Genomic DNA, 26188 nt, shown 5'->3' on the forward strand with positions numbered 1-26188 from the left:
GGCAAGTTGTTAGAGTGAACACACTAAAGAAAATCTTGAAACCGAGCGAATGCTCTGTACACAGATGAAAAAAAAGGGCCGTGACGGCCCTTTTTAAATGCTTTTAAAACAATAACTTAGCGATATGGCGACGGCGCTGGCTGCCAGGACTGGCGCTCTGCTGGCCGCCTGCCACAGCACCGGCGCAGAGTTCGCGATAGTTGGCATAATTGAAACCAACTATCGCATACGGCCCGCGCGCGCCAACCTCCTTGCGACGTGCTGGACTTGATGCAGACGTGCTAAACCTGGCACGTCTGCCACCACATCAATGTGCGTCCGGCAACGGCGCGCCGGGCAGGCCGCTGCCTTTGCGGCCCGTAACCTTGGCCACCAGCACCAGCACGCCACGGTACACCGCACGTACGAACAGCAGCGTCAGCACAGCTTCCAGCAGCGTCATCAGGAAGGCCGGAGCGACCGTCCAACGTGCCACACGGCGCTGGAACTTGGCCACGGCGCGGTCCTTGCTGATTTCTATGCTGTCGTAGAAGGTTGGCACCATCAGCAGCGTCAGCAGGGTCGAAGTAATCGTCCCGCCGATAATCGCAATCGCCATTGGACGGTAGAACTCGCCGCCCTCGCCCAGGCCCAGCGCTACCGGGAACATACCGGCGATCAGCGCAAAGGTGGTCATCAGAATCGGACGCAGACGCATACGGCCGGCATACATCAGCGAATCTTCGCGGCCATAGCCCTCTTCCTCGCGCTTGCGGGCTGCATCGAGCAGCAGAATCGCATTCTTGGCCACCAGCCCCATCAGCATGATCACGCCGATCAGACTCATCAGGTTAATCGTGCTGCCCGTAGCCAGCAGACCCAGCACCACGCCGATCAGCGACAGCGGCAACGACAGCATCACCGCCAGCGGCGCCGTGAACGAGCCAAACTGCATCACCAGAATCAGATACATCAGACCGATACCAGCCACCAGCGCGATCGCCATGGCACCGAACACTTCATTCATGTCCTTGCCGGCGCCGCCCAGTGCCAGACCATAGCCGGGCGGGAAGTCGATGTCTTTCACCAGTTTCATGGCGTCGGCCGTTACTTCACCGGGCGAGCGGCCCTGCACGTTGGCGCTCACGGAAATCACCCGTTTGCCATCCTTGTGCTTGATGGTGGACGGGCCTTTGCCCATGGTGACGCGGGCGATCTGATCGAGCGGCACCATCTGGTTAGTACCGGACACGGCGATCGGCAAACGCTCGATGTTTTCCGAGCTGGTACGGTCTTCCGGTGCCAGGCGCACAGCCACATCGCGCGATTCGCCCGTCGGGTCAACCCAGTCGCCCACTTCGATACCGGCAAATGCCACCCGCAGAGCCTGCGCTGCATCACCGGCAGCAATGCCCATGGAATTGGCCAGACCACGGTTCAGTTCAATCTGCAGTTCATCCTTAGGATCCTGCTCGGACAGACCCACATCGACCGCACCCGGTACTTTGCGCAGTTTGTCCATGAATACATTGGTGATCTCCATCAGCTTGCGCGAATCGGCACCAGTGAATTCGATCTGCACCGGTTTGCGTGCACCGTTGCTGAGGTCGTCCAGCACCGTGTATTCGGCACCGACCAGGCCGGCCAGCTTCTCGCGCAATTCCTTGGCCACTTCGATGGCGCCGCGCTTGCGCTCGGTCTTCTTGCCGATGTCCACGTAGATGCGCCCACCGCTCAGGTTCACATAGCTATTGGTTTCCTTGGTTTCCTTGATGCTGCGCGCAATCACGGCGGCTTTTTCCAGCTTCAGACGCGAGTACTCCAGCGAGCTCGACGACGGCGTACGCACATCGATGGCGATGGTGCCCCAGTCCGACGACGGCACGAAGCTGGCGCCGCCAAACTTGGCCTGCAGGCCCAGCGCTGCCACAAAGGTCAGCACGGCGATCACGGCCATGGAACGGCGGTGGTGCAGCGCCCACGCAATCACGTTACCGTAGCGGTCGGCCTGATGGTCGAACCAGTGGTTGAAACGGGCCAGCACTTTCTCGAAGCCTTTGCGCGGTGCCGTGTGGTGATCTGGCGGATCGCCCCAGAAGGCCGACAACATAGGGTCGAGCGTGAACGAAATCAGCAGCGATACAGCAACCGAGCAGGTCACAGTCAGCGCGAACGGACGGAACCACTCACCCGTGATGCCGGGCATGAAAGCCACAGGAATGAACACGGCCATGATGGAGAAGGTCGTCGCCGCCACGGCCATACCGATTTCGGCCGTGCCTTTCAGCGCTGCCGTGCGGCGGTCTGCACCGAGCTGCATATGGCGCACGATGTTTTCGCGCACCACGATGGCATCGTCGATCAGCACACCGATGGCCAGCGACAGGCCCAGCAGCGTCATGAAGTTCAGCGTAAAGCCGCACAGCCACACGCCGATGAAGGCGGCCAGCACGGACGTCGGTAGGCTGAGTGCCGTGATCAGCGTCGAGCGCCACGAGTTCAGGAAGGCATACACCACGAAGATGGTCAGGCCAGCACCGAACACCAGCGATTCGATCACGTTGTTCAGGCTGCTTTCAGCATTTTCGCCGTCATCTTCCGTCACTTCCAGCACGGTGCCCTGCGGCAGTTCCTTGCGCATTTCTTCCGCCATGTCGCGGATTTTCTTGGCCACCGTCACGGTGGAAGCATCACGCGAACGGGTGATGGAAATCCCCACGTTCGGTTTGCCCGAGCGCACGCTCAGGCTATTGATTTCAGCAAAGCCGTCTTCGATGGTAGCCACCTGAGCCAGACGCACCAGCTCACCATTGTTACGCTTGACCACGACTTGCTGGAACTCTTCCGGACGCTCGATACGGCCGACCAGACGAATCGACTGTTCGCCCAGTTCGCCACGTACTTTACCGACCGGCGCGTTGGTGTTCTGGTTGCGCAGCGCATTCACCACCTCGCCCACCGACACATTGTATTCACGCAGTTTCTCGGCCTTCAGCAGCACGCTCAGTTCGCGGCGCAGCGCACCGTCGATATTCACCGACGCCACGCCATCAATGGCGCGGAAACGGTCGGCCAGCTTGTCCTCGGCCAGCCGCGAAATCACGGCATGGCTCTGGGTCTTGGACGACAGCGCCAGCTGCATCACCGGCTGGGCCGACGGGTCGATGCGCTGCAATATCGGCTCGCGCATCTCGGTCGGCAGCTTGTAACGCACCGACGCGATGGCGTTGCGGATCTCGTCCGAGGCTTCGATCAGATTCTTCGAGAAGGTGAAGCGGATGAAGATGGACGCCGAGCTTTCCTGCGCCGTACTGTTAATTTCCGTCACACCCGTGATCGACTGCAGCGACTTTTCCAGCCGGTTGACGATCTCGCGTTCCACCGTTTCCGGCGACGCGCCCGGATACGGGATATTGACCACGATGAACGGTACTTCCACATCGGGGTTCTGGTTGACGCGCAGCTTTTTCAGCGCCATCAATCCGAGGCACATCATCGCCACGATCAGTACGATCGTCGCAATGGGCCGTTTAATACTGAAATCCGATAAAAACATGGCTGTCTATCCTTTATTTTTCTGCCACGGTGGAGGAAGCCGAAGCGACCGCCTTAGGCGTGCTCAGTTCCACTTTCTGGCCTTCCTTGAAGCCGGAACCCGGCACCCGCACCACCATATCGCCATTGCTCAGACCACTGAGCACCTGCCAGCGGCCGCTGCGCTCGTCGCGCGCCCCCACCGTCAGATTCACTTTCGACAGGGTGCCGCCCTTGACGCGCCAGACATAAGCCGTGTCGCCCGTCTGCACCAGTGCCGACGGCGGGATCATCAGCGCCGACGACATCTGCGATTCGACCCGGCCTTCCGCATACAGACCAGCCACGCCGGGCTGGGTGGCATCGGCAAATTCCACCAGCACTTCGACCTGACGCGTAACGGAGCTGGCCGCCGGATCGACCCGCTTGACCTTGCCGTTAAAGCTCTGGCCCTGATAGCCATTCACGCGGAACAGCACGGGCTGGCCCACTTTGACCACACCGATCTTGTCGGCCGAAACCTTGCCTTCGAAACGCATGCTGTGCGGATCGATCACCTTGATCAGTTCCTTGCCGATCTGCGCCGTATCGCCATTCGACACCTTGCGGTCGCTGACGATGCCATCAAATGGTGCGCGCACCAGCGTGCGGGTCAGTTGCTGACGCGCTGCTACACTGCGCGACTTGGCAGCAGCCAGATCGCTCTGGGCATTGTTGCGGCGAATTTCGGCATCTTCCAGCGCCTGCGTCGACACCATGCCGGAGCTGCGCAGCGTGGTCTGGCGTTCGAACATGCGCTGGGCCTGGGCCAGCGTCTGTTGGGCCGCACGGGTGGCTTCATCGGCCGAATTCACGCTGTCGCGGATCGCCGTTTCATCGAGGCGCACCAGCACATCGCCCTTGCGCACGGCTTCGCCGTTTTCCTTCAGCACTTGCACCACCACGGCGCTCACTTCGGCGCGCAGGTCGGCACGGCGCTCCGGTTCGATCGAGCCGGTAATCACGGGGCCGGAGGCCAGCGCGTTCGATTCCACCGTCACCGTATCTTCGGGCGACATCTGCAGTGTGACCAGCGGCTCCTGCTTGCCATCCTTGCCTGCCGTCTTGCCATCTTTACCGGCACTGGCGCTGGCGTTGGCGGAAGCACTGGCGCTGGCTTTTTCTGGCTCATGCGAGGATTTGCCGCACGCCACCAGTGCTGAGGCAACGGCGAGAGCGATAAAAGATTTGCGCAACATAAAAGATCTCCGGAAAGTGGCACCGAGGTGCTGAATATAATTGAGCCAGACTACAGGGCGCAGAGTATCGGCTAGTGTTGGAAAATGGTCAACGCAGCTGCGACTGGAGGGGAAAAACGGGTGCTGAACTGCGAAATAACAGGATGGACTGCAAATAAGCGGGATGTTCGGATGGCATCAGATTGCAAGCCAGTGGGACGTAAACTGTCCGGAAAACGGCAGAAAACAGGGTAAAACTGTCCGCTGCGCGGCCTTTTCAGGCCAAGCGAGCTGGTGCGGACAGTGGCCGGACAGTGAGCCTGGGCCCGCTGTCCGGCTGGCCAGCGACTTAGCCGCGGCCGAACAGGGCGTGGATCAAATGGCCCATGGCGATACCAGTGCACAGGCCGCCGGCAATTTCCACCAGTGTGTGGCCCATGCGTTCGCGCAGCCAGTGGTGGGCTTTGGAGCCCGTCTCGTCCGCCAGCCGGTTGATGGCGGCAGCCTGCTTGCCCACATGCTGGCGCAGGCTGTTGGCATCGATAATCACGATGAAGCACAGTGTGACTGCCACGCCGAAGGCCGGGTGGCCTATGCCTTCGCGCAGCGCAATCAGGGTGGCCATGCTCGACACCACGGCGCTGTGATTGCTGGGGAAACCGCCATTACCGACCAGATTGAAGGCCCACTGACGGGCTTTGGCACTATTGATCAGAAACTTGATGGGGCCGACCGTCACCCAGGTCAGCAGCGGTGTCACCAGATACGCGATATCCATAAAAAATCCTTAGCTTGAAGTTGGCAGCACGAAGTTGCCGCCATTATCGCAGATGGCCTCCCCTCCCCGGAAGCAGGTAATATAGCTGTTGTTACACTTAACATTTCCACAAATCCGACTATGCAAGCCTTCCGTTTCTCTTTCTTCGTTACTGCCGTCCTGCTGGCCCTGGCCGCCTACTGGGGTTATCAGCACGGCGGCAGCGCCGGTTTATTGCAGGCTGTCTGGATCGCCGCCGTGCTGGGCGTGATGGAAGTTTCTCTGTCGTTCGACAACGCCGTGGTGAATGCAGGCGTGCTGCGCCACTGGAATGCGTTCTGGCAGAAGCTGTTCCTCACCGTGGGCATACTGGTGGCCGTATTCGGCATGCGTCTGCTGTTCCCCCTGCTGATCGTGTCGCTGGCCACGGGACTGGGCCTGCTCGATGTCTGGCATATGGCCAGCACCACGCCGGACGAATATGCGCGCTATCTGACGGGTGCCCACGCCCAGGTGGCGGCGTTTGGCGGCGCTTTCCTGCTGCTGGTCTTCCTCAATTTCCTGTTCGACGAAGAAAAAGAATTGCACTGGCTGGGCTGGGCCGAAGAAAAACTCGGCGAGCATGGCACGGAAGCACTGGCCGTGCTGCTCACGCTGGGGGCCGTGTTCGCCTGCGTCAGCCTGGTGCCGGCGGCGGAAAAATACACGGTGCTGGCAGCCGGCGTGCTGGGCGTGCTGGTGTATCTGGCGGTCGGCTGGATCAGCGGCCTACTGGAAGAAGCCGAACCCGAAGATGACGACGACACCACGGAAGCGGGCGTGGGCGCCGTGGCCGGCAGCCTTGCCCGTGGCAGTATCGGCGGCTTTTTGTATCTGGAAGTGCTGGATGCTTCGTTCAGCTTCGACGGCGTGATCGGCGCTTTCGCGATTACCAGCGATGTGGTGATCATCATGCTGGGGCTGGCCATAGGCGCCATGTTCGTGCGTTCGCTCACGGTTTTCCTCGTGCACAAGGGCACGCTGGACGAATATGTCTACCTCGAGCATGGCGCCCATTACGCCATCGGCATTCTCGCCCTGATCATGCTGGCCAGCGTGGAATACCACATCCCCGAATGGTTCACCGGCCTGTCCGGCGTGGCCTTCATTGCCGTCTCGCTGTGGTCCTCGGTACGCTACAGGCAGCAACTGGCCGCATGATAGAATTTTAAACATTGCAGAAAGTATAAAGACGATATGATCATCGCCAAGCGCGTCACCCTGTATTTCTCCGGCCTGCTGCTGGCCGCCCTGCTGCTGTTTGCGGCCTATGTCTGGATCATGCTGCACCTGTCCTATTCGGATGGCGAGCGGGCCGGCTATCTGCAGAAGTTTTCCAGCCGTGGCTGGGTGTGCAAGACCTGGGAAGGCGAAATGCTGCTGACGTCGATGCCGGGTGCGATTCCGGAAAAATTCGAATTCAGCGTGCGCGATGAGGCCGTGGCCCAGCAACTGATGGCCGCGACCGGCAAACGTGTGCTGCTCACCTATGCCCAGCACAAGGGCGTGCCGACCCAGTGCTTCGGCGAGACCGAGTACTACATCACCAAAGTCCAGATCCAGCCCACCCCGTAATCATGAACAGACTGCGCCCCCTCACTCTTGCCCTCGCCTTGTGCGCTGCCAGCGCTCAGGGCCAGGACCTGACGGCCCAGGCCGGCGGCCTGTGGGTCAGCGGCGCACAGCAGCACAGCTTTGCCGTCGGACTCAACTACGTTCATCCGGTGGGCGACTATCTGGCCCTCAGTCTCGGCTATCTGAACGAAGGCCATCCGCATAACCACCACCGCGACGGCATTTCCGGCCAGCTCTGGCTGCGTACGCCGGTGGGCCAGAACGGCCTGTCATGGGCCGTGGGCGCCGGCCAGTACTACTTCTTCGATACCTCGCGCCCGCACGGCGCAGCGGACGGTCCCTACATCAACGACCATGGCTGGGCGCCCATCTACAGCGTACAGGCGCTGTGGCATCATCCCGAGCGCTGGTACACCCAGGTGCAGCTGAACCGCGTGGTCCCGCAGGGCGCCAAAGAACCCACCACTTCGCTGATGCTGGGGGTGGGCTACCGCTTCGACAGCGTACGCGGCGACAAGCTGCACCTCGATGGCCCGTCCACCGACGATACCCTGACCATGCTGGCCGGACAGAGCATCGTCAACAGCTTCGAGTCGGAACGCTCGCGCGCCTACAGCCTCGAATACCGCCGCGCCGTAGGCCGTTATGTGGACTGGACCGTCAACTACCTCAATGAAGGCAGCACGCCAGCCACCCACCGCAACGGTGTGGCAACCCAGCTCTGGCTGATCCGCTCGCTCACCACCCATCTGGAGCTGGGCATGGGCGTAGGCCCGTATCTGGCCTTCGAAGTGCACGACGTACCGGGCACCCGTTCACACAAAGCAGGACTGGCTTCGCTGGCCACGCGCTACCACTTCAGCAAACGACTGGTGGGCACGCTAACGCTGAACCGCGTCGTGACGGACTACCACCGCGATGCTGACCTGCTGATGCTGGGTCTGGGCTACACCTACTAACGCCGCAGTAAAAAAACGACCACAGCAAAGTGTGGTCGTCGGTATTCAATGCCGGCCGTGGTGCCGGCCATCCTCAGGGTTTAGCGCGCGCGCCACACGGCTTTCACCGGTTTGCCTTCGGCCATGGCACCCTGACGGGCAGCTTCCTTGCGGGCACGGGCAGCATCGAGGGTGGCAACGATGGAGCCATCTTCCACGCTCTGGCACAGGCGTTCGGCCTCGGCCACTTTAGCCTGCACGGCAGCCAGCGCTTTCTGGGCAGCCGCGTGGCGGCGGGTTTCCAGTTCCAGCTGTTTGATCTTGGCGGCCGTCATGGCAGCCGTGGTATCGGCCACTTTGCGCTGCATGGTGGCATGGGCCATGGCAGCTTCCACCAGTGCGTGCTGGGCTGCGGTCTTATCGGCCACGGCCTGCTCGGCAGCCTGCTGGGCTTCAGCAGCCAGACGGGCATCGTGCACGGCAGCTTTTTCTGCGGCCAGCCGGCCCGCGATGGCTTCCGACGCACGGTTTTCCGCGGCCGTCGCCAGACGCTGCTGGGTCAGTTTCTGGTCGATCAGCGCCAGCGATTTACGCTCGGCTTCGACGAATTCCTGTTCGGCCTGCAGCAGCGCGGCGGCAGCCACTTCTTTTTCCTGTTCGACGCGGGCACGTTCAGCCGTCACTTCGCCCAGCTCCACGGCCAGACGGGCTTGTGCAGCCTGTGCCTGAGCGGCCACTTCTTTCTGTGCTGCTTCCAGTGCGGTCTGCTCGGCCATGACGCGCAGTGCTTCGGCTTCCTGTTCAGCCGCAGCGGCCAGACGCTGGTCGGCGGCCTGCTTCTGGGCCAGCGCCTCCGCCTGGGCACGTTCGGCTTCGGTGCGGATCAGCGCGGCGTTACGGGCCTGCTCTTCCAGCGCCAGCTTTTCTTTCAGTGCAGCGATGGCCTGCTGCTCGGCTTCGGCGCGCGCCTGTTCGGCGGCCAGCAGTGCCGCTGCATGTTCGGCTTTGTCACGGGCCAGTGCATCGGCCACGCGCTGGGCTTCTACCTGTTCGGCCAGCGTGGCCACTTCCTGTGCGGCAGCAGCGTTCTGGCTGATCACCAGTTGTGCCGCTTCAGCCGTCAGGTCAGCCTGCTGCTGCGCCAGTTCGGTAGCATGTTGCTGGGCTTCGCGTTCGCTGCGCGCTGCATCGGCGGCGGCGGCATCGGCGATTTCACGCTGGCGGGCCTGTTCGGTCAGCAGGTTTTGCGCTTCCACTTTGGCCAGCGTGGCCAGCTCGGCTTCCTGTTCGGCCTGCACACGCGACAGCGATACGGCGCGCAGCTGGTTGTCCGCTTCGATACGGGCTTCGGTGGCGACAATGATTTTGGCATCGGCTTCGCGACGTGCTTCGGCACTGGCAGCCGCTACCATTTCCAGACGTTCGCGGTGGATGGCGGCATCGCGGATTTCCTTTTCCGTCTGCAGGCGCAGATGCAGCGACTGGGCGGCGCTGCGGTCGGATTCGGCCTTGGCCAGAGCGATCTGCTCGCGTTCCTGTTCCAGATGGGCCAGTGCGCGGGCTTCTTCCAGTGCGCGCACTTCGGCGGCGGCGCGGTTGAGCGAAGCTTCCAGTGCGATCTGGTCGGCGCGTTCGCGCTTGACGGTCAGTTCCAGTGCTTCCGCTTCGGCCTGAGCCAGCATCTGCGCCGTCTGACGGGCAGCATGGGCCTGACGCTCGCGCTCGCGGGCCAGCGTGGCAACGCGCGCATCGGCGCTGGCGATGCCCACCACTTCTTCCTTGGCCGCTTCCACGGCAGCGACGCGTTCAGCCGCCTGCATGCGGGCCTGTTCGGTCTGGGCTTCAAGTTCCGAGGCAGCGCGTTTCACCTGTTCGGCCAGTTCGGCTTCGGCAGCCAGTTGTTCATGGGCGCGCTGGCGGCTTTCCTGTTCGGCGCGCGCACGCTGTTCGGCCGCCAGACGGATCTGGGTATCGGCTTCCACACGGGCACGCAGTTCGGCGGTTTCCTGTTTCACCGCTTCCAGCCGGGCTACGCTGGCCTGGGCGGCCGCGCGCAGTGATTCCAGCCGTTCGCGGTTGGCGCTGATGGCGTCTTCGGAAGCCTGGGCATTCTGCAACGCTACGGCAGCAGCGGCAGCATCCATGGCGGCACGGTCTTCGGCCAGTGCACGCGCGCGGGCTTCGGCGTGGGCGCGGCTTTCAGCAGCACAGGCCGCCTTGGCGTCGGCTTCCACGCGGGCGATGGCTTCCTGTATGGCCTTCATTTCCATCGCAGCACGGGGCGTGGCAGCAACATCGTCCGGATCATGCAGCGACACCAGTGGCTGCAACTGCATATCAGCATTGCTGAGGTTACCGCTGTCTTGGGCGCTGTCGCGCTGGGCCAGTTGTGCTTGCATGAGAACTCTCGCTAGACGATGTACCCCGGCACCCGCCGGGATTTCTGAGTTCTCATTATCAGATAGCGCAGTCCAGCGCCTAAAGCCAAGCAGAGCGGGAAAATCCCGCTAATTCGCTAGATCGCCAGCGGCGCCTCGTCCATCAAGGCCACTTGCTCGCGCAGTTCCAGTATGCGGTCCTGCCAGTACTGCTGGGTGTTAAACCACGGGAAAGCCAGCGGGAATGCGGGGTCATCCCAGCGCCGCGCCAGCCAGGCCGAGTAATGCATCAGGCGCAGCGTGCGCAGCGCTTCGACCAGATGCATTTGGCGCGGCGAAAACTCGCAAAAGTCTTCGTAACCGGCCAGTATGTCGCCCATCTGGCGTAGCTGTTCGCTACGTTCGCCCGATAGCATCATCCACAGGTCCTGAATGGCGGGGCCCATGCGGCTGTCGTCGAAATCGACGAAATGGGGGCCGGCATCAGTCCACAAAACGTTGCCACCATGGCAATCACCATGCAGGCGCAACTGGGGCAGTTCGCCGGCGCGGTCGTAACAGCGCTGCACGCCCTCCAGCGCCAGCTGGCTCACGCTGGCATAGGCCGCAGCCAGATCGGGCGGAATAAAACGCTGCTGCTGCAGGAAGGCACAGGATTCGTGGCCAAAGGTAGCGATATCGAGCGCCGGCCGCTCGGTATAGACTTTCTGCGCACCCACCGCATGGATGCGGGCGATGAAGCGCCCCGTCCATTCCAGCACTTGCGGGTCGCCCAGCTCGGGCGCGCGGCCGCCGTGGCGGGCAAACACGGCAAACCGGAAGCCCTGATAGTGGTGCAGCGTCTGGCCACCCAGCAGCTGCGCCGGCACCACGGGAATTTCCTGTTCGGCCAGTTCGCGCGTGAACGCGTGTTCTTCCAGTATGGCGGCATCGCTCCAGCGCTGCGGGCGGTAGAACTTCAGCACCAGTGGTGCACCCTCTTCCACACCCACCTGATAAACCCGGTTTTCATAGCTATTCAAGGCCAGCAGCCGGCCATCGCTATGGATGCCCAGACTTTCCAGTGCATCGAGCACGCAATCGGGCGTCAGTGCCGCATATGGGTGCGCCACTGGCTGGCTCTCGTCCACTGTACTGTCCAGCGGCCCGGCCATGGCGGCGGCCAGCGCCGCGGCGCGCGCATCGGCCGCCTCGTCGTCATAGTCATCTTGGTTCATAACGGCATTGTAAGGGGCCGGCGTGTATACTGTCGGCTTCCAACCAATAAAAAGAGCAGAATATGCAACTCGACCAGCCCCTGAGCGAAAAAGAATTCGACGAACTCGACAGCTTCCTGCTGTCCGAGCGCAGCCCTGAAGATGCCATGACCATGGACATGCTGCATGGCTACCTGACCGCCATCGCGATTGGCCCGGAAACCATCATGCCAGCCGAGTGGCTGAAACGCGTCTGGGGTCAGGAAGATACCGACGTGCCGAAATTCAAGCACGCCAAAGAAGAGGAACGCATCCTCAACCTGATCATGCGCTTCATGAACGAAGTGCTGGTGACGTTCGAAGTGGCACCGAAAGAATTCGAGCCGCTGTTCGTCGAGCACGAGCACGAAGGCCAGACCCTGATCGACGCCGAAGCGTGGTGCTGGGGCTTCTGGGAAGGCATGGAACTGCGTCCCGGTTCGTGGAATGAAATCTGGGAATCGGATGTCAAAGATCTCATGAAGCCCATCTATCTGCTGGGCGCGGACGAAATCGACGAAGCCGAGCTGCCGCTGGTGGAAGACCCGGTGAAGGCGCACAAACTGGCGCTGGACCTGGAAGCCAACCTGCCGGCCATCCACAAATTCTGGGTACCGCGCCGCAAAGCTGCTGTGAGCACCGTCAAGCGCGACGAGCCTAAAGTGGGCCGCAATGACGACTGCCCATGCGGCAGTGGCAAAAAATATAAGAAGTGCTGCGGCGCCGACGAATAACAACCCGCTAGGGTCAGGTCGGGCAAAGTGCAGGGGTCAGGTCGGGCATTGGTGTGTTCTTTGAGAATTCTCAAAAACTGCACTTTGCCCGACCTGACCCCAAGTTGTTTTACAGCTTGATGAAGTGCTCGCGGTAGTACTTGAGTTCTTCGATCGATTCGATGATGTCGGCCAGCGCCGTGTGCTTCTGGTGCTTCTTGAAACCGGCGACGATTTCCGGCTTCCAACGCTTGCACAGCTCCTTCAGCGTGGACACGTCGATATTCCGGTAGTGGAAGAAGGCTTCCAGCTTGGGCATGTAGCGCACCATGAAGCGGCGGTCCTGACCGATGGTATTGCCGCACATCGGCGCTTTGCCCTTGGGTACCCACTGCTTCATGAAGGCGATCAGCTCTTCTTCGGCCTGCGCTTCCGACACGGTAGACGCCTTGACGCGGTCGATCAGGCCGGAACGGCCGTGCGTGCCCTTGTTCCATGCATCCATCTTGTCCAGCGTTTCATCGCTCTGGTGAATCGCGAACACGGGGCCTTCTGCCAGCACGTTCAGGTGCATATCAGTGACCACCACGGCCACTTCGATAATGCGGTCGGTGTCCGGCTCCAGACCCGTCATTTCCATATCCACCCACACCAGATTGAACTCATTCTGCACCGGCTTGGCGGCGGCGGGTACGGAACCTTCTGGCAATTCGTTAGCTTGTGACATAATTCTCTCTTGGCTTAATTAATCCTAATCTGCCATTTTCTCACAGGCATAGAATGTATTCACTCGCGTTTTCGATTTTGTTTGTTTCTTTCATCATTTTGACGCTGATCGTGCGTTTCTGGCTCGCTTCGCGCCAGATCCGCCATGTGCTGAGCCACCGCAGCGCCGTTCCTGCCGAGTTTGCCGAGAAAATCCCCCTTGCCGCCCACCAGAAAGCGGCCGATTACACCATCGCCCGCACCAAGCTGGGCCTGGTCAGCCTGCTGCTCAGCACCGGCGTGCTGATCGCCTTCACCCTGCTGGGCGGCCTGCAATGGCTGTCGCTGCATGTATTCCAGCTCACCGGTCCCGGCATGGTCTACCAACTGGCCCTGCTGGCGGCCTTCAGCGTGATTTCCGGCCTGATCGATCTGCCGCTCGACTACTACAAACAATTTAATCTGGAACAGCGTTTCGGCTTCAACAAGATGACACCCGGCCTGTTCTTTGCCGACATGCTGAAAGGCGCGCTGCTGGCCGCTGTAATCGGCCTGCCCCTGATCTGGCTGGTGCTGACGCTGATGGGAAAATCCGGTGCGCTGTGGTGGTTCTATGCGTGGGCCGTATGGAGCGGCTTCCAGCTACTGATGATGGTGCTGTACCCGACCGTCATCGCCCCCCTGTTCAACAAATTCACGCCGCTGGAAGACGCCGCGCTCAAGCAGCGCATCGAAGGCCTGATGGAGCGCGTCGGCTTTGCGTCCAAAGGCCTGTTCGTGATGGATGGTTCCAAACGCAGCGCCCACGGCAATGCCTACTTCTCGGGCTTTGGCGCCAACAAGCGCATCGTCTTCTTCGACACTCTGCTGTCACGTTTGCAGCCGCAGGAAATCGAAGCCGTGCTGGCACATGAACTGGGCCACTTCAAGCTCAAGCACATCATCAAGCGCATCGTCATGATGTTCGCGCTGTCGCTGGCCTTCCTCGCCCTGCTCGGCTACCTGAAGAACCAGCTGTGGTTCTACACAGGGCTCGGTGTCGATCCGCTGCTGCTGCCCGGTCAGGGCAATGACGCCATGGCCCTGCTGCTGTTCATGCTGGTGCTGCCCGTGTTCACCTTCCTGTTTGGCCCGCTCACTTCGCTCAGTTCGCGCAAGCACGAATTCGAAGCGGACGCCTTCGCTGCCAAGCACGCGCAAGCGGCTGATCTGGTGTCGGCACTGGTCAAGATGTACGAAGACAATGCCTCGACGCTGACGCCCGACCCGCTGCACTCGGCTTTCTATGATAGCCATCCGCCGGCCAGCGTGCGCATCCGTCACCTGCACGCGGCGGCCGCATGAGCGCGCCCAAGCACGGTCGCGCAGGCGGCAAGACCCGGGGCCAGCGTGGTAATGGCATCGACGCCACCGGCGAACAGCTGCAGGCCGTAATCATCGCCGCCCACGGCCGCCACTATCTGGCCGAAGCGGACGGCGAAAAACTGCAGTGCGTCACGCGCGGCAAGAAAACCAATGTGGCCGTGGGCGATCAGGTCATGCTGACCCGTACCTCGGCCGATCAGGCCGTGATCGACGAGATCAGCGAGCGCCGTACCCTGCTGTACCGCTCGGACCAGTACAAATCCAAGCTGCTGGCCGCCAATCTGACCCAGCTCTTCATCGTGGTCGCAACAGAGCCGGGCTTTGCCGACGATCTGGTGTCGCGCGCACTGGTGGCGGCCGAAGCGGCAGGCATCAAAGCCCACCTGATCCTCAACAAGACTGACGTGGTGGAATCACTGGCAAAAACGCGCGAACGGGTGCAGCCCTACGCCGCACTCGGCTACCCCGTGTACGAAGTGTCGGCCAAGGCCCAGCCCGAGCAGACGCTGGCCACGCTCAAGCCGCTGCTGGCCGGCCAGTCGTCTATCCTGATCGGCCAGTCCGGCATGGGCAAATCCTCGCTGATCAACCTCTTGGTGCCGGAAGCCGATATCGCTGTGCGCGAAATTTCCGCCGCGCTCGATACGGGCAAGCACACCACCACCTTTACCCGTCTCTACCAGTTGCCCGAGCTGGGCCCCGATTCGGCCATCATCGATTCGCCCGGTTTTCAGGAATTCGGCCTGTACCACCTGAGCGAAGGCATGCTGGAACGGGCTTTTGTCGAATTTGCGCCCTACCTCGGCCACTGCAAGTTCTACAACTGCCGCCACCTGAGCGAACCCCAGTGCGCCGTACTCGATGCGATCGCCGATGGCAAAATTGCCAAAATGCGGCATACTCTGTACGGGCAGTTGTTGCACGAATCAGCACAAACGCTGTATTAACTGCAACAACTTCGCGCCATACTAGCCCGTGTGGCGCGCTGCGCCGTATAATTCCCAAAAGCAATTCGCAACTTTTACGCTGCAAGGAAGCCGATGGAAATGTTCGCGCACGACGATGAGCTAGCACGCTGGGAGCGCGCCCTGCTATCGCTGCGCGGCCCTGCGCGGCTGCCTGCCCTGCTGCCACTTAGCTGGCATCTGCGTCAGCGCGACAGCACACGTGCCGTGCTGCTGGTGCAGGAGTGCCTGCAGTTGCTAGCCGCCTCCACCCTGCCCGATGCCCATCAGCGCCAGCTCAACGCCCGCTTACAGCTAGTACAGGCGGAAACCGCCTGGCTGGCCGGCAATCTGGAAGCCGCCAGCGAACTGCTCAACCCCGCTTACGAAACCTTTTGTCATCTGGGCGACCATCAGGGCTGTGCCGATGCGCACTGGCTGCGCGCATGGATCGCGATCGACCATGGCAACCATCAGCAGGGCGGCGAAGAACTCGAGCTGATGGCGGCAGCCGCGCGCAGCGTCGACGACCAGCAGCGGGTGGACATCGCCGAAGCGGCCACCGCGCGCTGGGCCGTCATGCATGATCTGACCTCGGCCGAACGGCGCTGGGGCGAACGCTTCTCCACCAGCCACGATTACCCGACCGCCGTGCTGGCCGGCGTGTACGATTTCATCGGTCTGGCCGCCAGCCAGCACAGCAACAATGGCGCGGCCGTGCGCTACTACATCCGCGCCTACGAAGCCGCGCTGGAAACGGGCCAGATCCGCGTGGCCGTCACGGCAGCCATCAACATCGGCCTGAATTTCACCTGCCTCAACGACCACCACGCCGCGCTGGAATGGATGCAGAGCGCGCTCGATCTGGCCCGCCCTACCGGCTGGCCGCGCAGCATCGGTGCGGCCCTCGTGCACACGGCCGAAACCATGCGCCGCGTGGGGCGGCTCGATGCCGCCGAAGAACTGCTGCGCGAAGCGCTGCAGGTGCTCACGCCTCTGCCCGGTGCGCGCAGCTATGCCCATGCGTTGTCCTATCTGGGCGATCTGGCGCTCGATCAGGAAGACTATGCCACCGCACTGGAAGCGTTCGAGCGCATGCAGGCCCGTGCCGACGCGATGCAGCAGGCCGATTTCCAGTCGATCGCGCGGCGCGGCCAGGCCCACGCCCTGTGCTTCCTCGATCGGCCTATCGAGGCGCGCAGCATCGCGCTGCGTGCCGTGGCGCTGGCCGCCGAACAGACCAATCTGTACAACCACGTGGCAGCGCTGCGTGTGCTGGCCCTGATCCACGAACGCCACGCTCTGCCCGCACCGGCCGGCATGACGGAGCCCAACGCCACGCTGCACTATCTGCATCTGGCCTTGCAGGTGGCAGCGGGCATCGAAGGCTATACCCTGCCCGGCGACCTGCACGATGCGCTGGGGCGCGAATACGCCAACATCGGCGATTATGCCCAGGCCTATGCGTCGGCCCAGGCGGCAGCCGCAGCACGACAGAAAACCCATAGCCAGGAAGCCACCAACCGCGCCATCGCCATGCAGGTGCATCACCAGACCGAGCAGGCACGCGCGGAAGGCCTACACCACCGCGAACTGGCCGCCTCGGAAGCGCGCCGCGCCGAACTGCTGCAGCAGACCAGCGATACGCTGGAGCGCCTGTCGGCCATCGGTCAGGAAATCACTACCCACCTGAATGCCGGCGCCGTGTATGCGGCGCTGAACCGCCACGTGCAGGCGCTGCTGCCGGCCAATACCTATGCCATCTATCTGGTCAGCCGCGATGGCAATGACATCAGCCGCGTATTCGGCATGGAAAACGGCCGCCAGTTGGCGGGCAACACCATCTCGCTGCAGCATCCGCGCGCCAATGCGGCGCGCTGCCTGCGCGAACGGCGCGAAATTTACATCCCCAATGTGGGGCCGGAAGATATTGTGCTGGCACCCGGCACCCAGCTCATGGCCAGCGCGCTGTATGTTCCGCTGATCGTGGGGGAACGCACGCTGGGCGCGATGACGGTGCAAGCCCAGCATGCCGACGCGTTCGGCGCACGCGAACGGCTGATGTTCCGTACCCTGTGTGCCTATGGCGCCATTGCGCTCGACAACGCGGAAGCCTACCGCCAGCTCAAGGATGCCCAGACCCAACTGGTCTCGCAGGAAAAGCTGGCCGCACTGGGTGCGCTGATGGCCGGCGTGGCGCATGAACTGAATACGCCGATCGGCAACAGCCTGCTGATTGCCAGCACGCTGGCGCAAAAGACCGAGGAACTGGCCAGCCGGCTCGACGGGCCCGGCCTACGCCGTTCCGAACTGGCCAGTTATATGAGCGATGCGCGCACGGCACACGAACTGGTGATGCGCGGCCTGACCAGCGCGGCCGATCTGGTCAATAGCTTCAAACAGGTGGCGGTCGACCGCACCACCGAGCAGCGGCGAAGCTTTAACCTGCATCAGGTCAGCCACGAGGTCATCGCCACCATGATGAACCGCGTGCGGGCCGCCAACCACCGCATCGAACTGGAACTGCCTGATAACATCCTGATGGACAGCTATCCGGGGCCGTACGGCCAAGTGATCGCCAACTTCATCAACAACGCGCTACTGCATGCGTTTGGCCGCGAACAGGGTGGACTGATGCGCCTGCGCGCCCAGACGCCGGCGGCCGAGCGCGTGCTTATCACCTTCAGCGACAACGGCAGCGGCATTGCAGCGGAAAACATGTCGCGCATCTTCGATCCCTTCTTTACCACCAAGCTCGGTCAGGGTGGCAGCGGGCTGGGGCTCTCGATCAGCTACAACATCGTCACTTCACTACTGGGTGGCCAGATCAGCGTGGAAAGCTCGCCAGCCGGCACCTGCTTCACGCTGGACCTGCCGCTGACGGCGCCGCAGCACGTACAGGCGACCACCACCCAGATCTATACCTGAGCCGCCAACACGCGCATGCTAGCGCCATACTAGCCGCGCGCCAGCTGTATAGACAGGAGAATCTGCGGCAATTCGCCCTTTGCACCGAATTGCCTTTATAATTGACCGGTTCAGCTGGTCAGGCCTGTAGTCTCAAGCCAGCACTTCCGCTGCTGTTTTCAGTTCGTTGCCACTATGTCTATCCAAAAACCGATCAAGCACTATCTGCAGTTCTCCGATTTCACGCTGGAAGAATACGAATACGTCATCGAACGTGCGCACCTGATCAAGCGGAAGTTCAAGAACTACGAGATTTACCACCCGCTGATCGACCGCACACTGGTGATGGTGTTCGAGAAGAACTCCACCCGCACTCGCTTGTCGTTCGAAGCGGGCATGCACCAGCTGGGCGGCGCTGCCATCTACCTCAACACGCGCGACTCGCAGCTGGGCCGTGGCGAGCCGGTGGAAGACGCCGGTCAGGTCATGAGCCGCATGTGCGACATCATCATGGTGCGCACCTTTGGTCAGGACATCATCGAGCGTTTCGCTGCCAATTCGCGCGTGCCGGTGATCAACGGTCTGACCAACGAACACCACCCTTGCCAGGTGTTTGCCGACATCTTCACCTACTACGAACACCGCGGCCCGATCACGGGCAAGACCGTGGCGTGGATAGGCGATGCCAACAACATGCTGTACTCGTGGCTGCAGGCAGCGGAAGTATTCGGCTTCCACGTCAATGTCTCCACCCCGAAAGGCTACGACATGGACATGTCGCTGGTCTCGACCCAACGCTACACCTTCTTCGACAACCCCTCCGACGCCTGCCAAGGCGCGCATCTGGTCAACACCGACGTGTGGACCAGCATGGGGTACGAAGCCGAAAACGCTGCCCGTATCAAAGCCTTCGACGGCTGGATCGTGGACAGCGCCAAAATGGCGCGTGCCGCTCCGGACGCGCTGTTCATGCACTGCCTGCCAGCGCATCGCGGCGAGGAAGTCTCCGCCGACGTCATCGACGGCCCGCAATCGGTGGTCTGGGATGAAGCAGAGAACCGCCTGCACATCCAGAAGGCCCTGATCGAATACCTGCTGCTGGGTCGCGTCGACACCAAATAAACACACTTCAACCCATTGGAACTAGCATGAGCGATATTAAAAAAGTAGTCCTCGCCTATTCGGGCGGCCTCGATACTTCCGTCATTCTGAAATGGCTGCAAGATAACTACCAGTGCGAAATCGTCACCTTCACCGCTGACCTGGGTCAGGGCGAAGAACTGGAACCGGCCCGCGCCAAAGCGCTGAAGTTCGGCATCAAGCCGGAAAACATCTACATCGACGACGTGCGCGAAGAGTTCGTGCGCGACTTCGTATTCCCTATGTTCCGCGCCAACACCGTGTACGAAGGCGAATACCTGCTGGGTACCTCGATCGCCCGTCCGCTGATCGCCAAGCGTCTGATCGAAATCGCCAACGCCACCGGCGCGGATGCCATCTCGCACGGCGCGACCGGCAAAGGCAACGATCAGGTACGTTTCGAACTGGGTGCCTACGCGCTGAAACCGGGCGTGAAGATCATCGCTCCATGGCGTGAATGGGATCTGCTGTCGCGCGAAAAACTGCTGAAATACGCCGAAGACGCCGGCATCGAAATCGACATGAAGCATAAGAACGGCGGCGCGCCTTACTCGATGGACGCCAACCTGCTGCACATCTCGTTCGAAGGCCGCCATCTGGAAAACCCGAGCGCCGAAGCGGAAGAAAGCATGTGGCGCTGGAGTGTCAGCCCTGAGGCGGCACCGGACCAGGCTGAATATCTGGACATCGAATACGAACGCGGCGACATCGTCGCCCTGAACGGCGTGCGCATGTCGCCTGCCACCGTGCTGACGGAACTGAACCGTCTGGGCGGCAAGCACGGCATCGGCCGTCTGGATCTGGTAGAAAACCGTTACGTCGGCATGAAGTCGCGCGGCTGCTACGAAACCCCGGGCGGCACCATCATGCTGAAGGCGCACCGCGCCATCGAATCGATCACGCTGGACCGCGAAGTAGCGCACCTGAAGGATGACCTGATGCCGCGCTACGCTTCGATGATCTACAACGGCTACTGGTGGGCACCAGAGCGCGTTGCGCTGCAAACCCTGATCGACCACACCCAGACCACCGTGAACGGCTGGGTACGCGTCAAGCTGTACAAGGGTAATGTGATCGTCGTCTCGCGCGATTCCAAAACCGACTCGCTGTTCGACATGAACATTGCGACCTTCGATGAAGACGGCGGCGCCTACAACCAGGCCGACGCCGGGGGCTTCATCAAACTGAACGCGCTGCGTATGCGCATCGCCGCCAATGCCCGCCTGAAACGCGGTCAATAATCGCATTTAGGGGCCGCTCGTTGAGCGGCCTTTTTTTTATAGGATAGTCAGCATGAGCAAGCAATTCGACCAGGTCTCCGTGGTCAAACAGGCCAACAAATACTTTGATGGCAAATGCATTTCGTATAACGTGTTGTTCACCGATGGCAGCAAGAAAAGCGTCGGCGTGATCTTCCCTTCCAGCCTGACCTTCAACACGGGCGCACCGGAAGTGATGGAAATTCTCGGCGGCGTGTGCAAAATCCGTCTGGCCGGTGCCAGCGAATGGACCACCTACGGCGCTGGTCAGTCGTTCAGCATCGCGGCCAATTCCAGCTTCGATATCGAAACGGTAGAACTGCTGGACTACGTCTGCCACTTCGGCTAATCGTCCACGTAGACGCACACAGCGCGCAGCATCAGCCTGCGCGCTGTTCACTTCAGCTAGCGCGCTAGCCCGCTTCCCTGCTTAGATAAATACCGGCTCCGGTTCCAGCAGCACGCCATAGCGCGCCTGCACGTCGGCCTGTATCGCGCGCGCCAGCGCCACCACCTCGGCACCGGTAGCGCCGCCCTGATTCACCAGCACCAGTGCCTGCTGCGGATACACGCCGGCAGCACCGAGGGTGCGCCCTTTCCAGCCGCACTGATCGATCAGCCAGCCTGCAGCCAGCTTTTCACTGCCATCGGGCTGACGGTGGTGCACCAGCGTGGGGAACTGTTCCAGCAGCGCTGCGCATTGCGCGCCGCTCACCACAGGATTCTTGAAGAAGCTGCCGGCATTGCCGATTTGCGCGGGATCGGGTAGTTTGCGGCGGCGGATGGCAATCACCGTATCGGCCACCTGCTGGGCCGTGGGTGCGGCCAGATTCTGCTGCGCCACCGCCTGTGCCAGTTCCGCGTAGCGCAGATTGGGCTGCCACGCGCGCGGCAGTGCGAACGTCACATCGAGCACGATCAGATCACGCCCGTCCGGCTGTTTGAAGATGCTGTCGCGGTAGCCGAAGCGGCACTCGGCGGCCAGCATCTCGCGCGTGCTCTGCGTCGCGGCATCGAACACGGTTACGCTGTGCAGCACATCCTTGATTTCAATGCCGTAAGCGCCGATGTTCTGGATCGGCGCCGCACCGGCCGTGCCCGGAATCAGCGACAGGTTCTCCAGACCCGCATAGCCATGTACAAGTGTCCACTGCACAAATGCATGCCAGTTTTCACCGGCGGCGGCCCGCACATAGTGATGCGTTGCATCGCTGCGCACATGTTCGCGGCCGCGCAGATCCATGTGCAGCACCAGCCCCGAATAGTCCTGCGTGAACAGCAGATTACTGCCACCACCGAGGACTAGCTTTGATGAAGTAGCCCATACGGCATCAGCATAAACGCCGAACAACTGCTCGGTTTCAGTCACACGCAAGTACGCGTGCGCTTTCGCGGCGATGCCAAAAGTGTTGAGAGTTTGCAGCGGAAAATCGTACTGGATCGCGGAGAGGGAGGACATGAAGAAGAAAAGCAAAATATTTTGACGATTATAGAGCCAAACCCGTAAAAAACCACGGTGTATATGGCGGCTTGTGGACAGTTGTCCGTTAAAATATCAGCCTTTGATGCACGGCTTACACAGCCGCTGCAGGCCACACGAAAAGGAAACAAGCATGCCATCGTTTGACGTAGTCTCTGAAGCCGATATGATCGAAGTAAAAAACGCGGTCGAGCAGTCCCAGAAAGAAATCGCCACGCGCTTCGATTTCAAGAGCACCGGTGCTTCGGTCGAGCAAAAAGAAGCAGAACTGACCGTGGTTGCGGACTCGGAATTCCAGCTGCAACAGGTACGCGATGTACTGACCAATAAACTGGCCAAACGCAAAGTCGACGTACGCTTCCTTGATGAAGGCGAGATCAAGAAAATCGGTGGCGACAAGGTCAAGCAAGTGATCAAGGTCAAAAACGGCATCGAGTCCGATGATGCGAAGAAAATCGTCCGCGTCATCAAGGATAGCAAGATGAAAGTGCAAGCCAGCATCCAGGGCGATTCCGTGCGCGTGACCGGCGCCAAGCGCGATGACCTGCAAGCTGCCATGCAACTGCTGCGTAAAGAAGTACCCGAGACCCCGCTGGAGTTCAACAACTTCCGCGATTAAACCACATCGGCACGCTAGAACGTGCCGTCACAAAGCTGTAGTACAGCAGGAGTACAATCGTCTCGGACTTCCTGCGCGCTACTACTGCGCTAACGCCGGGCCCATTGCCCGGCAACCACTTTCGGTAGTCTAAGGATAGCAATGAAACGTGTTGATGATTTCCGCCTGCGCTTTGGCAAAAACGAGTATGTGCCCATCATGATAGGCGGAATGGGTGTGGATATTTCGACCTCGGAACTGGCGCTGGAAGCAGCCCGTCTGGGCGGTATCGGCCATATTTCCGATGCCATGGTCGAAGATGTGTCGGACCGCCGCTTCGATACGGGTTTCGTCAAAGAAAAGACCAAGCTCTACAAGCACAACATCAACAACATGGACAAGGCGCTGGTGCAGTTCGATCTGGCCAACCTGGCCGAAGCGCAGCGCCTGCACATCGGCAAGACCATGGAAGCGAAAAAAGGCCCGGGCCTGATCTTCGTGAACTGCATGGAAAAGCTGACCATGAACGGCCCGCGCGAAACCCTGCGTACGCGTCTGAACGCGGCGCTGGACGCAGGTGTGGACGGCATCACCCTGTCGGCCGGTCTGCACTTCGGCTCGTTCGCGCTGATGGCCGATCACCCGCGCTTCCGTGAAGCCAAGCTGGGCATCATCGTTTCGTCGGTACGTGCGCTGCAGATCTTCCTGCGCAAGAACGCCAAGCTGGACCGTCTGCCTGACTACGTGATCGTCGAAGGCCCGCTGGCCGGCGGCCACCTCGGCTTCGGCATGGACTGGGCCGAGTACGACCTGATGACCATCACCAAGGAACTGCTGGACTACCTGAAAGCGGAGAATCTCGACATTCCGCTGATCGCCGCCGGCGGCATCTTCACCGGTAGCGACGCCGTACGCTTCCTCGAAGCTGGCGCCGCCGGCGTGCAGGTGGCGACCCGCTTCACCGTGGCCAAGGAATGCGGTCTGCCGGACAAGGTCAAACAGGAATACTTCAAGGCCAGCGAGGAAGACATCATCGTCAACGGCGTGTCCCCGACCGGCTATCCGATGCGCATGCTGAAGAACACCCCGGCCATCGGCGCGGGCATCCGTCCCGGCTGCGAATCGTATGGCTACCTGCTGGACTCGACCGGCAACTGCGCTTACATCAATTCGTACAACCGCGAAGTGGAAGCCAAGGGTACCGACAAGAATCTGGTCATCATGGACAAGACCTGTCTGTGCACCCACATGCGCAACTTCAACTGCTGGACCTGCGGCCACTACACCTACCGCCTCAAGGACACCACGCACAAGAAAGCCAACGGCGAATACCAGTTGCTGACTGCCGAACACATCTTCAAGGATTACCAGTTCAGCACGGACAACCAGATTGCCCTGCCTGAAAAGGAAGAAGCATAAAAAAGAACGGCGCTCATTGAGCGCCGTTTTTCTTACTGCCCTGGCGAGAGTGCTATCGCCCGTGTCTCACGCACAGCCGCCAGATCGCGCAGGCTCTGCTGCATCATCACTTCGGCCATTTTCTCGTCGCTCACATCACGCAACATCAGCGAATAATGGGCCTCGCCATCTAGCTCGAAGCGGCGCAGGCTCAGCACCAGCGGGAATCGTGCACCACAGGCGCGCATGCCGGTCGCTTCGGCCCGTATCATGGGCATCTGCCCTTCCGTCGAAATCACCGAGCTGCACAGAGTATCCAGCTGCGCACGGTCGAATCCCGGCACACGGACTTCCAGCTTCACGCCGAACAGCTTGCCGCTGGCTACGCCAAAAATATGTTCGGCAGCCTGATTGGCCGACACTACGCAGCCATCACTATCGAGATTCAATACGCCCTCTGGCGCAGCATCAAGTACGGCGCGCAATTCCGTCTGGCTGCGCAGCAGGCGCCGGCTCATCATGCGCGTCACCGTATCTGCACGGGCCCGGATGATGGCCTGATGGTTAAGCAGCAAAGTCAGCGCCACGCTCACGCACAGCCCGAATAACAGCCACTGCCAGCTACGGCCATCGAAGCTGCCGTGCGCGCGCGAGTACACCACCATGGTCCATTGGCTCCCACCCCACGATAGCTGGCGCGTTGCCATCAGTTCTTTGCTCGACGCTTTGCGCGTGCCGTAGACCTGCCGCTGGGGATCGGCCAGCACGCCGCTGTAGAGCTGCACAGAGGCATCAGGATAAGCCCTTACCAGCAAGCGGTTCAGCAGCACATCAAGCCGCACCAGCGCCACCATGGAGCCCTGCAATGCCGTCCGACGCTGCTCTATGCTCTGCAGCTCCAGATCGTGCCGATAGACAGGAAGATAGAGCGCCACCAGCAAGCCTTTGCCGGCCTCAGGTAAGGCGTTCGGAGCCAAGGGAGCGCTCATGCTGGGCTGCCCGCTATCGCGCGCCTTGATCCACGCAGCATAACGGGGATCGCTAGCCACCAGCGTATCCGCTGCCGTGGCGCTGAATTCAAGCGCCACCAGCTCCGGCTGGGTCTGCGAAAGTTTGAGCCCGTCCGTGTAGCGGCGCCAGTCCGCATCGTTCATGGCCAGATAGGCCTGACGATAGGCGGCAGCCCCGCGCAGTATGAGCTGGTAGTTGTCGAGGCGCTGCTGTATGGCACTCTGGATACGCTCGGTAGAGTTCTGCAGTTGGGCATACTCGTCCTTACGCTCCTGCACGCGCATCCATTGCCAGCCTGCCAGTGTCACAGTCAGACCCAACAGAATAGCTACGGCAGCAGCACGATTAGGCTTCAGCACATGCCAGCGTTGCGCGATTTTTTCGGACGCCCGCGCCAGGCGTTCCCTGAAAGCGTACATATGCACCTCCAGCTCACAACAAGCGGGCCATAGCCTTGTTACACCCTGCCCGCAACATATTTCTCTCGTTTTTATCAATTTAGGCGATTAAATTGATTTTGCAAAGAAAAAATTATCGAGAGAAATTTTAGTTGCATTTAAGACTCACTAAAACGTATCGTGACTTTTCGGCGCCCAAAGCAAAAAACCCCCAACGGCCAAAAGGCAGAAGGGGGTTTTTCTTAATAACTAGCTTGACGATAACCTACTTTCACACTGGTTGCAGCACTATCATCGGCGCAGAGTTGTTTCACGGTCCTGTTCGGGATGGGAAGGGGTGGGACCAACTTGCTATGGTCATCAAGCTTTGACTTGTACGAGCCGCGTTCACACGAACGTTGCTCAGAATCTGGAATCGGTAAGTAATCAGCACTGAGTGCTGCGGGTAATGAAGTTGTCTCAACAACGTTTAACGGTCTTCTTACCTATACCCTGCTAAGGTTATAGGGACAAGCCGTACGGGCAATTAGTATCAGTTAGCTTAATGCATTACTGCACTTCCACACCTGACCTATCAACGTCCTGGTCTCGAACGACCCTTCAAAGAGCTCAAGGCTC

Annotated in this window: 20 protein-coding genes and 2 rRNA genes; 12 read left to right on the forward strand and 10 right to left on the reverse strand. The window is 60.8% G+C overall.

Going from position 1 to position 26188, the window contains the following annotated elements; all coding sequences use genetic code 11:
• Nucleotides 1–307 precede the first annotated feature (307 nt).
• The 3 genes from GM655_RS20590 to GM655_RS20600 form a co-directional block, all read right to left on the reverse strand.
• On the reverse strand, nucleotides 308–3535 hold the full coding sequence (locus GM655_RS20590) for an efflux RND transporter permease subunit (protein ID WP_155436548.1): 3228 nt from the start codon (nucleotides 3533–3535) through the stop codon (nucleotides 308–310).
• A 13-nt stretch (nucleotides 3536–3548) separates the two neighbouring features.
• Nucleotides 3549–4751, reverse strand: a complete 1203-nt coding sequence (locus tag GM655_RS20595) for an efflux RND transporter periplasmic adaptor subunit (RefSeq protein ID WP_155436549.1) — start codon at nucleotides 4749–4751, stop codon at nucleotides 3549–3551.
• Nucleotides 4752–5079: 328 nt separating this feature from the next.
• Complete coding sequence (locus GM655_RS20600; RefSeq protein ID WP_155436550.1) at nucleotides 5080–5508, reverse strand: divergent PAP2 family protein; 429 nt, start codon at nucleotides 5506–5508, stop codon at nucleotides 5080–5082.
• Between the two features lie 120 nt (nucleotides 5509–5628).
• Between GM655_RS20600 and GM655_RS20605 the strand changes: the two genes are divergently transcribed.
• The 3 genes from GM655_RS20605 to GM655_RS20615 are packed head-to-tail and all read left to right on the forward strand — an operon-like array spanning nucleotide 5629 to nucleotide 8060.
• Complete coding sequence (locus tag GM655_RS20605; protein WP_155436551.1) at nucleotides 5629–6687, forward strand: DUF475 domain-containing protein; 1059 nt, start codon at nucleotides 5629–5631, stop codon at nucleotides 6685–6687.
• A 36-nt stretch (nucleotides 6688–6723) separates the two neighbouring features.
• On the forward strand, nucleotides 6724–7101 hold the full coding sequence (locus GM655_RS20610) for a DUF8785 domain-containing protein (protein ID WP_155436552.1): 378 nt from the start codon (nucleotides 6724–6726) through the stop codon (nucleotides 7099–7101).
• Between the two features lie 2 nt (nucleotides 7102–7103).
• Nucleotides 7104–8060: a hypothetical protein gene (locus GM655_RS20615; RefSeq protein WP_229632670.1), complete on the forward strand. Its 957-nt coding sequence runs from the start codon at nucleotides 7104–7106 to the stop codon at nucleotides 8058–8060.
• A gap of 80 nt (nucleotides 8061–8140) precedes the next feature.
• Here GM655_RS20615 and GM655_RS20620 read toward each other — a convergent pair whose 3' ends face one another.
• Both GM655_RS20620 and GM655_RS20625 read right to left on the reverse strand, forming a co-directional pair.
• A complete protein-coding gene (locus GM655_RS20620; protein ID WP_155436553.1) occupies nucleotides 8141–10438 on the reverse strand; it encodes a coiled-coil domain-containing protein in 2298 nt (765 codons plus the stop codon).
• A gap of 116 nt (nucleotides 10439–10554) precedes the next feature.
• Nucleotides 10555–11571, reverse strand: coding sequence for a serine/threonine protein kinase (locus GM655_RS20625; RefSeq protein WP_443094158.1), 1017 nt, complete (start codon nucleotides 11569–11571; stop codon nucleotides 10555–10557).
• 125 nt (nucleotides 11572–11696) lie between these two features.
• On the opposite strand from GM655_RS20625, the gene GM655_RS20630 reads away from it, so the two are divergent.
• Nucleotides 11697–12386, forward strand: a complete 690-nt coding sequence (locus GM655_RS20630; protein ID WP_155436555.1) for a UPF0149 family protein — start codon at nucleotides 11697–11699, stop codon at nucleotides 12384–12386.
• A 109-nt stretch (nucleotides 12387–12495) separates the two neighbouring features.
• Here GM655_RS20630 and orn read toward each other — a convergent pair whose 3' ends face one another.
• A complete protein-coding gene (gene orn / locus GM655_RS20635; RefSeq protein ID WP_196308816.1) occupies nucleotides 12496–13092 on the reverse strand; it encodes an oligoribonuclease in 597 nt (198 codons plus the stop codon).
• 53 nt (nucleotides 13093–13145) lie between these two features.
• On the opposite strand from orn, the gene GM655_RS20640 reads away from it, so the two are divergent.
• The 6 genes from GM655_RS20640 to ppnP all read left to right on the forward strand — a co-directional run bounded on the left by GM655_RS20640 (nucleotide 13146) and on the right by ppnP (nucleotide 21034).
• On the forward strand, nucleotides 13146–14414 hold the full coding sequence (locus GM655_RS20640; RefSeq protein ID WP_155436556.1) for a M48 family metallopeptidase: 1269 nt from the start codon (nucleotides 13146–13148) through the stop codon (nucleotides 14412–14414).
• The gene (rsgA, locus tag GM655_RS20645) at nucleotides 14411–15382 is read left to right on the forward strand and encodes a ribosome small subunit-dependent GTPase A (protein ID WP_155436557.1); all 972 of its coding nucleotides are present in this window, start codon (nucleotides 14411–14413) and stop codon (nucleotides 15380–15382) included. The genes GM655_RS20640 and rsgA overlap by 4 nt, the downstream gene beginning before the upstream one ends.
• A gap of 93 nt (nucleotides 15383–15475) precedes the next feature.
• Entirely contained in the window at nucleotides 15476–18307 is a 2832-nt protein-coding gene (locus tag GM655_RS20650) for an ATP-binding protein (RefSeq protein ID WP_155436558.1), read from the forward strand.
• Nucleotides 18308–18481: 174 nt separating this feature from the next.
• Nucleotides 18482–19408, forward strand: coding sequence for an ornithine carbamoyltransferase (argF, locus tag GM655_RS20655; RefSeq protein ID WP_155436559.1), 927 nt, complete (start codon nucleotides 18482–18484; stop codon nucleotides 19406–19408).
• A gap of 26 nt (nucleotides 19409–19434) precedes the next feature.
• A complete protein-coding gene (locus GM655_RS20660; RefSeq protein ID WP_155436560.1) occupies nucleotides 19435–20667 on the forward strand; it encodes an argininosuccinate synthase in 1233 nt (410 codons plus the stop codon).
• A gap of 52 nt (nucleotides 20668–20719) precedes the next feature.
• Nucleotides 20720–21034: a pyrimidine/purine nucleoside phosphorylase gene (gene ppnP, locus GM655_RS20665; protein ID WP_155436561.1), complete on the forward strand. Its 315-nt coding sequence runs from the start codon at nucleotides 20720–20722 to the stop codon at nucleotides 21032–21034.
• Nucleotides 21035–21115: 81 nt separating this feature from the next.
• Here ppnP and murB read toward each other — a convergent pair whose 3' ends face one another.
• Nucleotides 21116–22144 (reverse strand): UDP-N-acetylmuramate dehydrogenase, encoded by a 1029-nt coding sequence (gene murB, locus GM655_RS20670; protein ID WP_155436562.1) that lies wholly within the window; start codon nucleotides 22142–22144, stop codon nucleotides 21116–21118.
• A gap of 154 nt (nucleotides 22145–22298) precedes the next feature.
• On the opposite strand from murB, the gene GM655_RS20675 reads away from it, so the two are divergent.
• Nucleotides 22299–22784, forward strand: coding sequence for a YajQ family cyclic di-GMP-binding protein (locus tag GM655_RS20675; RefSeq protein WP_155436563.1), 486 nt, complete (start codon nucleotides 22299–22301; stop codon nucleotides 22782–22784).
• 141 nt (nucleotides 22785–22925) lie between these two features.
• Nucleotides 22926–24182: a nitronate monooxygenase gene (locus GM655_RS20680; RefSeq protein ID WP_155436564.1), complete on the forward strand. Its 1257-nt coding sequence runs from the start codon at nucleotides 22926–22928 to the stop codon at nucleotides 24180–24182.
• 32 nt (nucleotides 24183–24214) lie between these two features.
• Here the strand turns inward: GM655_RS20680 and GM655_RS20685 are convergent, their stop codons facing one another.
• From GM655_RS20685 to GM655_RS20695, 3 genes are all read right to left on the reverse strand, one after another.
• On the reverse strand, nucleotides 24215–25591 hold the full coding sequence (locus tag GM655_RS20685; RefSeq protein ID WP_155436565.1) for a CHASE domain-containing protein: 1377 nt from the start codon (nucleotides 25589–25591) through the stop codon (nucleotides 24215–24217).
• A gap of 231 nt (nucleotides 25592–25822) precedes the next feature.
• Nucleotides 25823–25935, reverse strand: a 5S ribosomal RNA gene (gene rrf, locus GM655_RS20690).
• 140 nt (nucleotides 25936–26075) lie between these two features.
• Nucleotides 26076–26188, reverse strand: a 23S ribosomal RNA gene (locus GM655_RS20695); the annotation flags it as partial.

Origin of the sequence: Pseudoduganella danionis, assembly GCF_009720775.1 — a bacterium.
In the GTDB taxonomy this organism is placed as follows: Bacteria; Pseudomonadota; Gammaproteobacteria; order Burkholderiales; family Burkholderiaceae_D; genus Rugamonas; species Rugamonas danionis.

Bases quoted from the DNA above. Each gene is read 5' to 3' on its own strand.
- GM655_RS20600 (WP_155436550.1), bottom strand. From the start codon at position 5,508: ATGGATATCGCGTATCTGGTGACACCGCTGCTGACCTGGGTGACGGTC.
- GM655_RS20595 (WP_155436549.1), bottom strand. From the start codon at position 4,751: ATGTTGCGCAAATCTTTTATCGCTCTCGCCGTTGCCTCAGCACTGGTG.
- orn (WP_196308816.1), bottom strand. From the start codon at position 13,092: ATGTCACAAGCTAACGAATTGCCAGAAGGTTCCGTACCCGCCGCCGCC.
- argF (WP_155436559.1), top strand. From the start codon at position 18,482: ATGTCTATCCAAAAACCGATCAAGCACTATCTGCAGTTCTCCGATTTC.
- GM655_RS20615 (WP_229632670.1), top strand. From the start codon at position 7,104: ATGAACAGACTGCGCCCCCTCACTCTTGCCCTCGCCTTGTGCGCTGCC.
- GM655_RS20660 (WP_155436560.1), top strand. From the start codon at position 19,435: ATGAGCGATATTAAAAAAGTAGTCCTCGCCTATTCGGGCGGCCTCGAT.
- rsgA (WP_155436557.1), top strand. From the start codon at position 14,411: ATGAGCGCGCCCAAGCACGGTCGCGCAGGCGGCAAGACCCGGGGCCAG.
- GM655_RS20590 (WP_155436548.1), bottom strand. From the start codon at position 3,535: ATGTTTTTATCGGATTTCAGTATTAAACGGCCCATTGCGACGATCGTA.
- GM655_RS20640 (WP_155436556.1), top strand. From the start codon at position 13,146: ATGTATTCACTCGCGTTTTCGATTTTGTTTGTTTCTTTCATCATTTTG.
- GM655_RS20610 (WP_155436552.1), top strand. From the start codon at position 6,724: ATGATCATCGCCAAGCGCGTCACCCTGTATTTCTCCGGCCTGCTGCTG.
- GM655_RS20630 (WP_155436555.1), top strand. From the start codon at position 11,697: ATGCAACTCGACCAGCCCCTGAGCGAAAAAGAATTCGACGAACTCGAC.
- GM655_RS20685 (WP_155436565.1), bottom strand. From the start codon at position 25,591: ATGTACGCTTTCAGGGAACGCCTGGCGCGGGCGTCCGAAAAAATCGCG.
- GM655_RS20625 (WP_443094158.1), bottom strand. From the start codon at position 11,571: ATGGCCGGGCCGCTGGACAGTACAGTGGACGAGAGCCAGCCAGTGGCG.
- GM655_RS20675 (WP_155436563.1), top strand. From the start codon at position 22,299: ATGCCATCGTTTGACGTAGTCTCTGAAGCCGATATGATCGAAGTAAAA.
- GM655_RS20605 (WP_155436551.1), top strand. From the start codon at position 5,629: ATGCAAGCCTTCCGTTTCTCTTTCTTCGTTACTGCCGTCCTGCTGGCC.
- murB (WP_155436562.1), bottom strand. From the start codon at position 22,144: ATGTCCTCCCTCTCCGCGATCCAGTACGATTTTCCGCTGCAAACTCTC.
- GM655_RS20650 (WP_155436558.1), top strand. From the start codon at position 15,476: ATGGAAATGTTCGCGCACGACGATGAGCTAGCACGCTGGGAGCGCGCC.
- GM655_RS20620 (WP_155436553.1), bottom strand. From the start codon at position 10,438: ATGCAAGCACAACTGGCCCAGCGCGACAGCGCCCAAGACAGCGGTAAC.
- GM655_RS20680 (WP_155436564.1), top strand. From the start codon at position 22,926: ATGAAACGTGTTGATGATTTCCGCCTGCGCTTTGGCAAAAACGAGTAT.
- ppnP (WP_155436561.1), top strand. From the start codon at position 20,720: ATGAGCAAGCAATTCGACCAGGTCTCCGTGGTCAAACAGGCCAACAAA.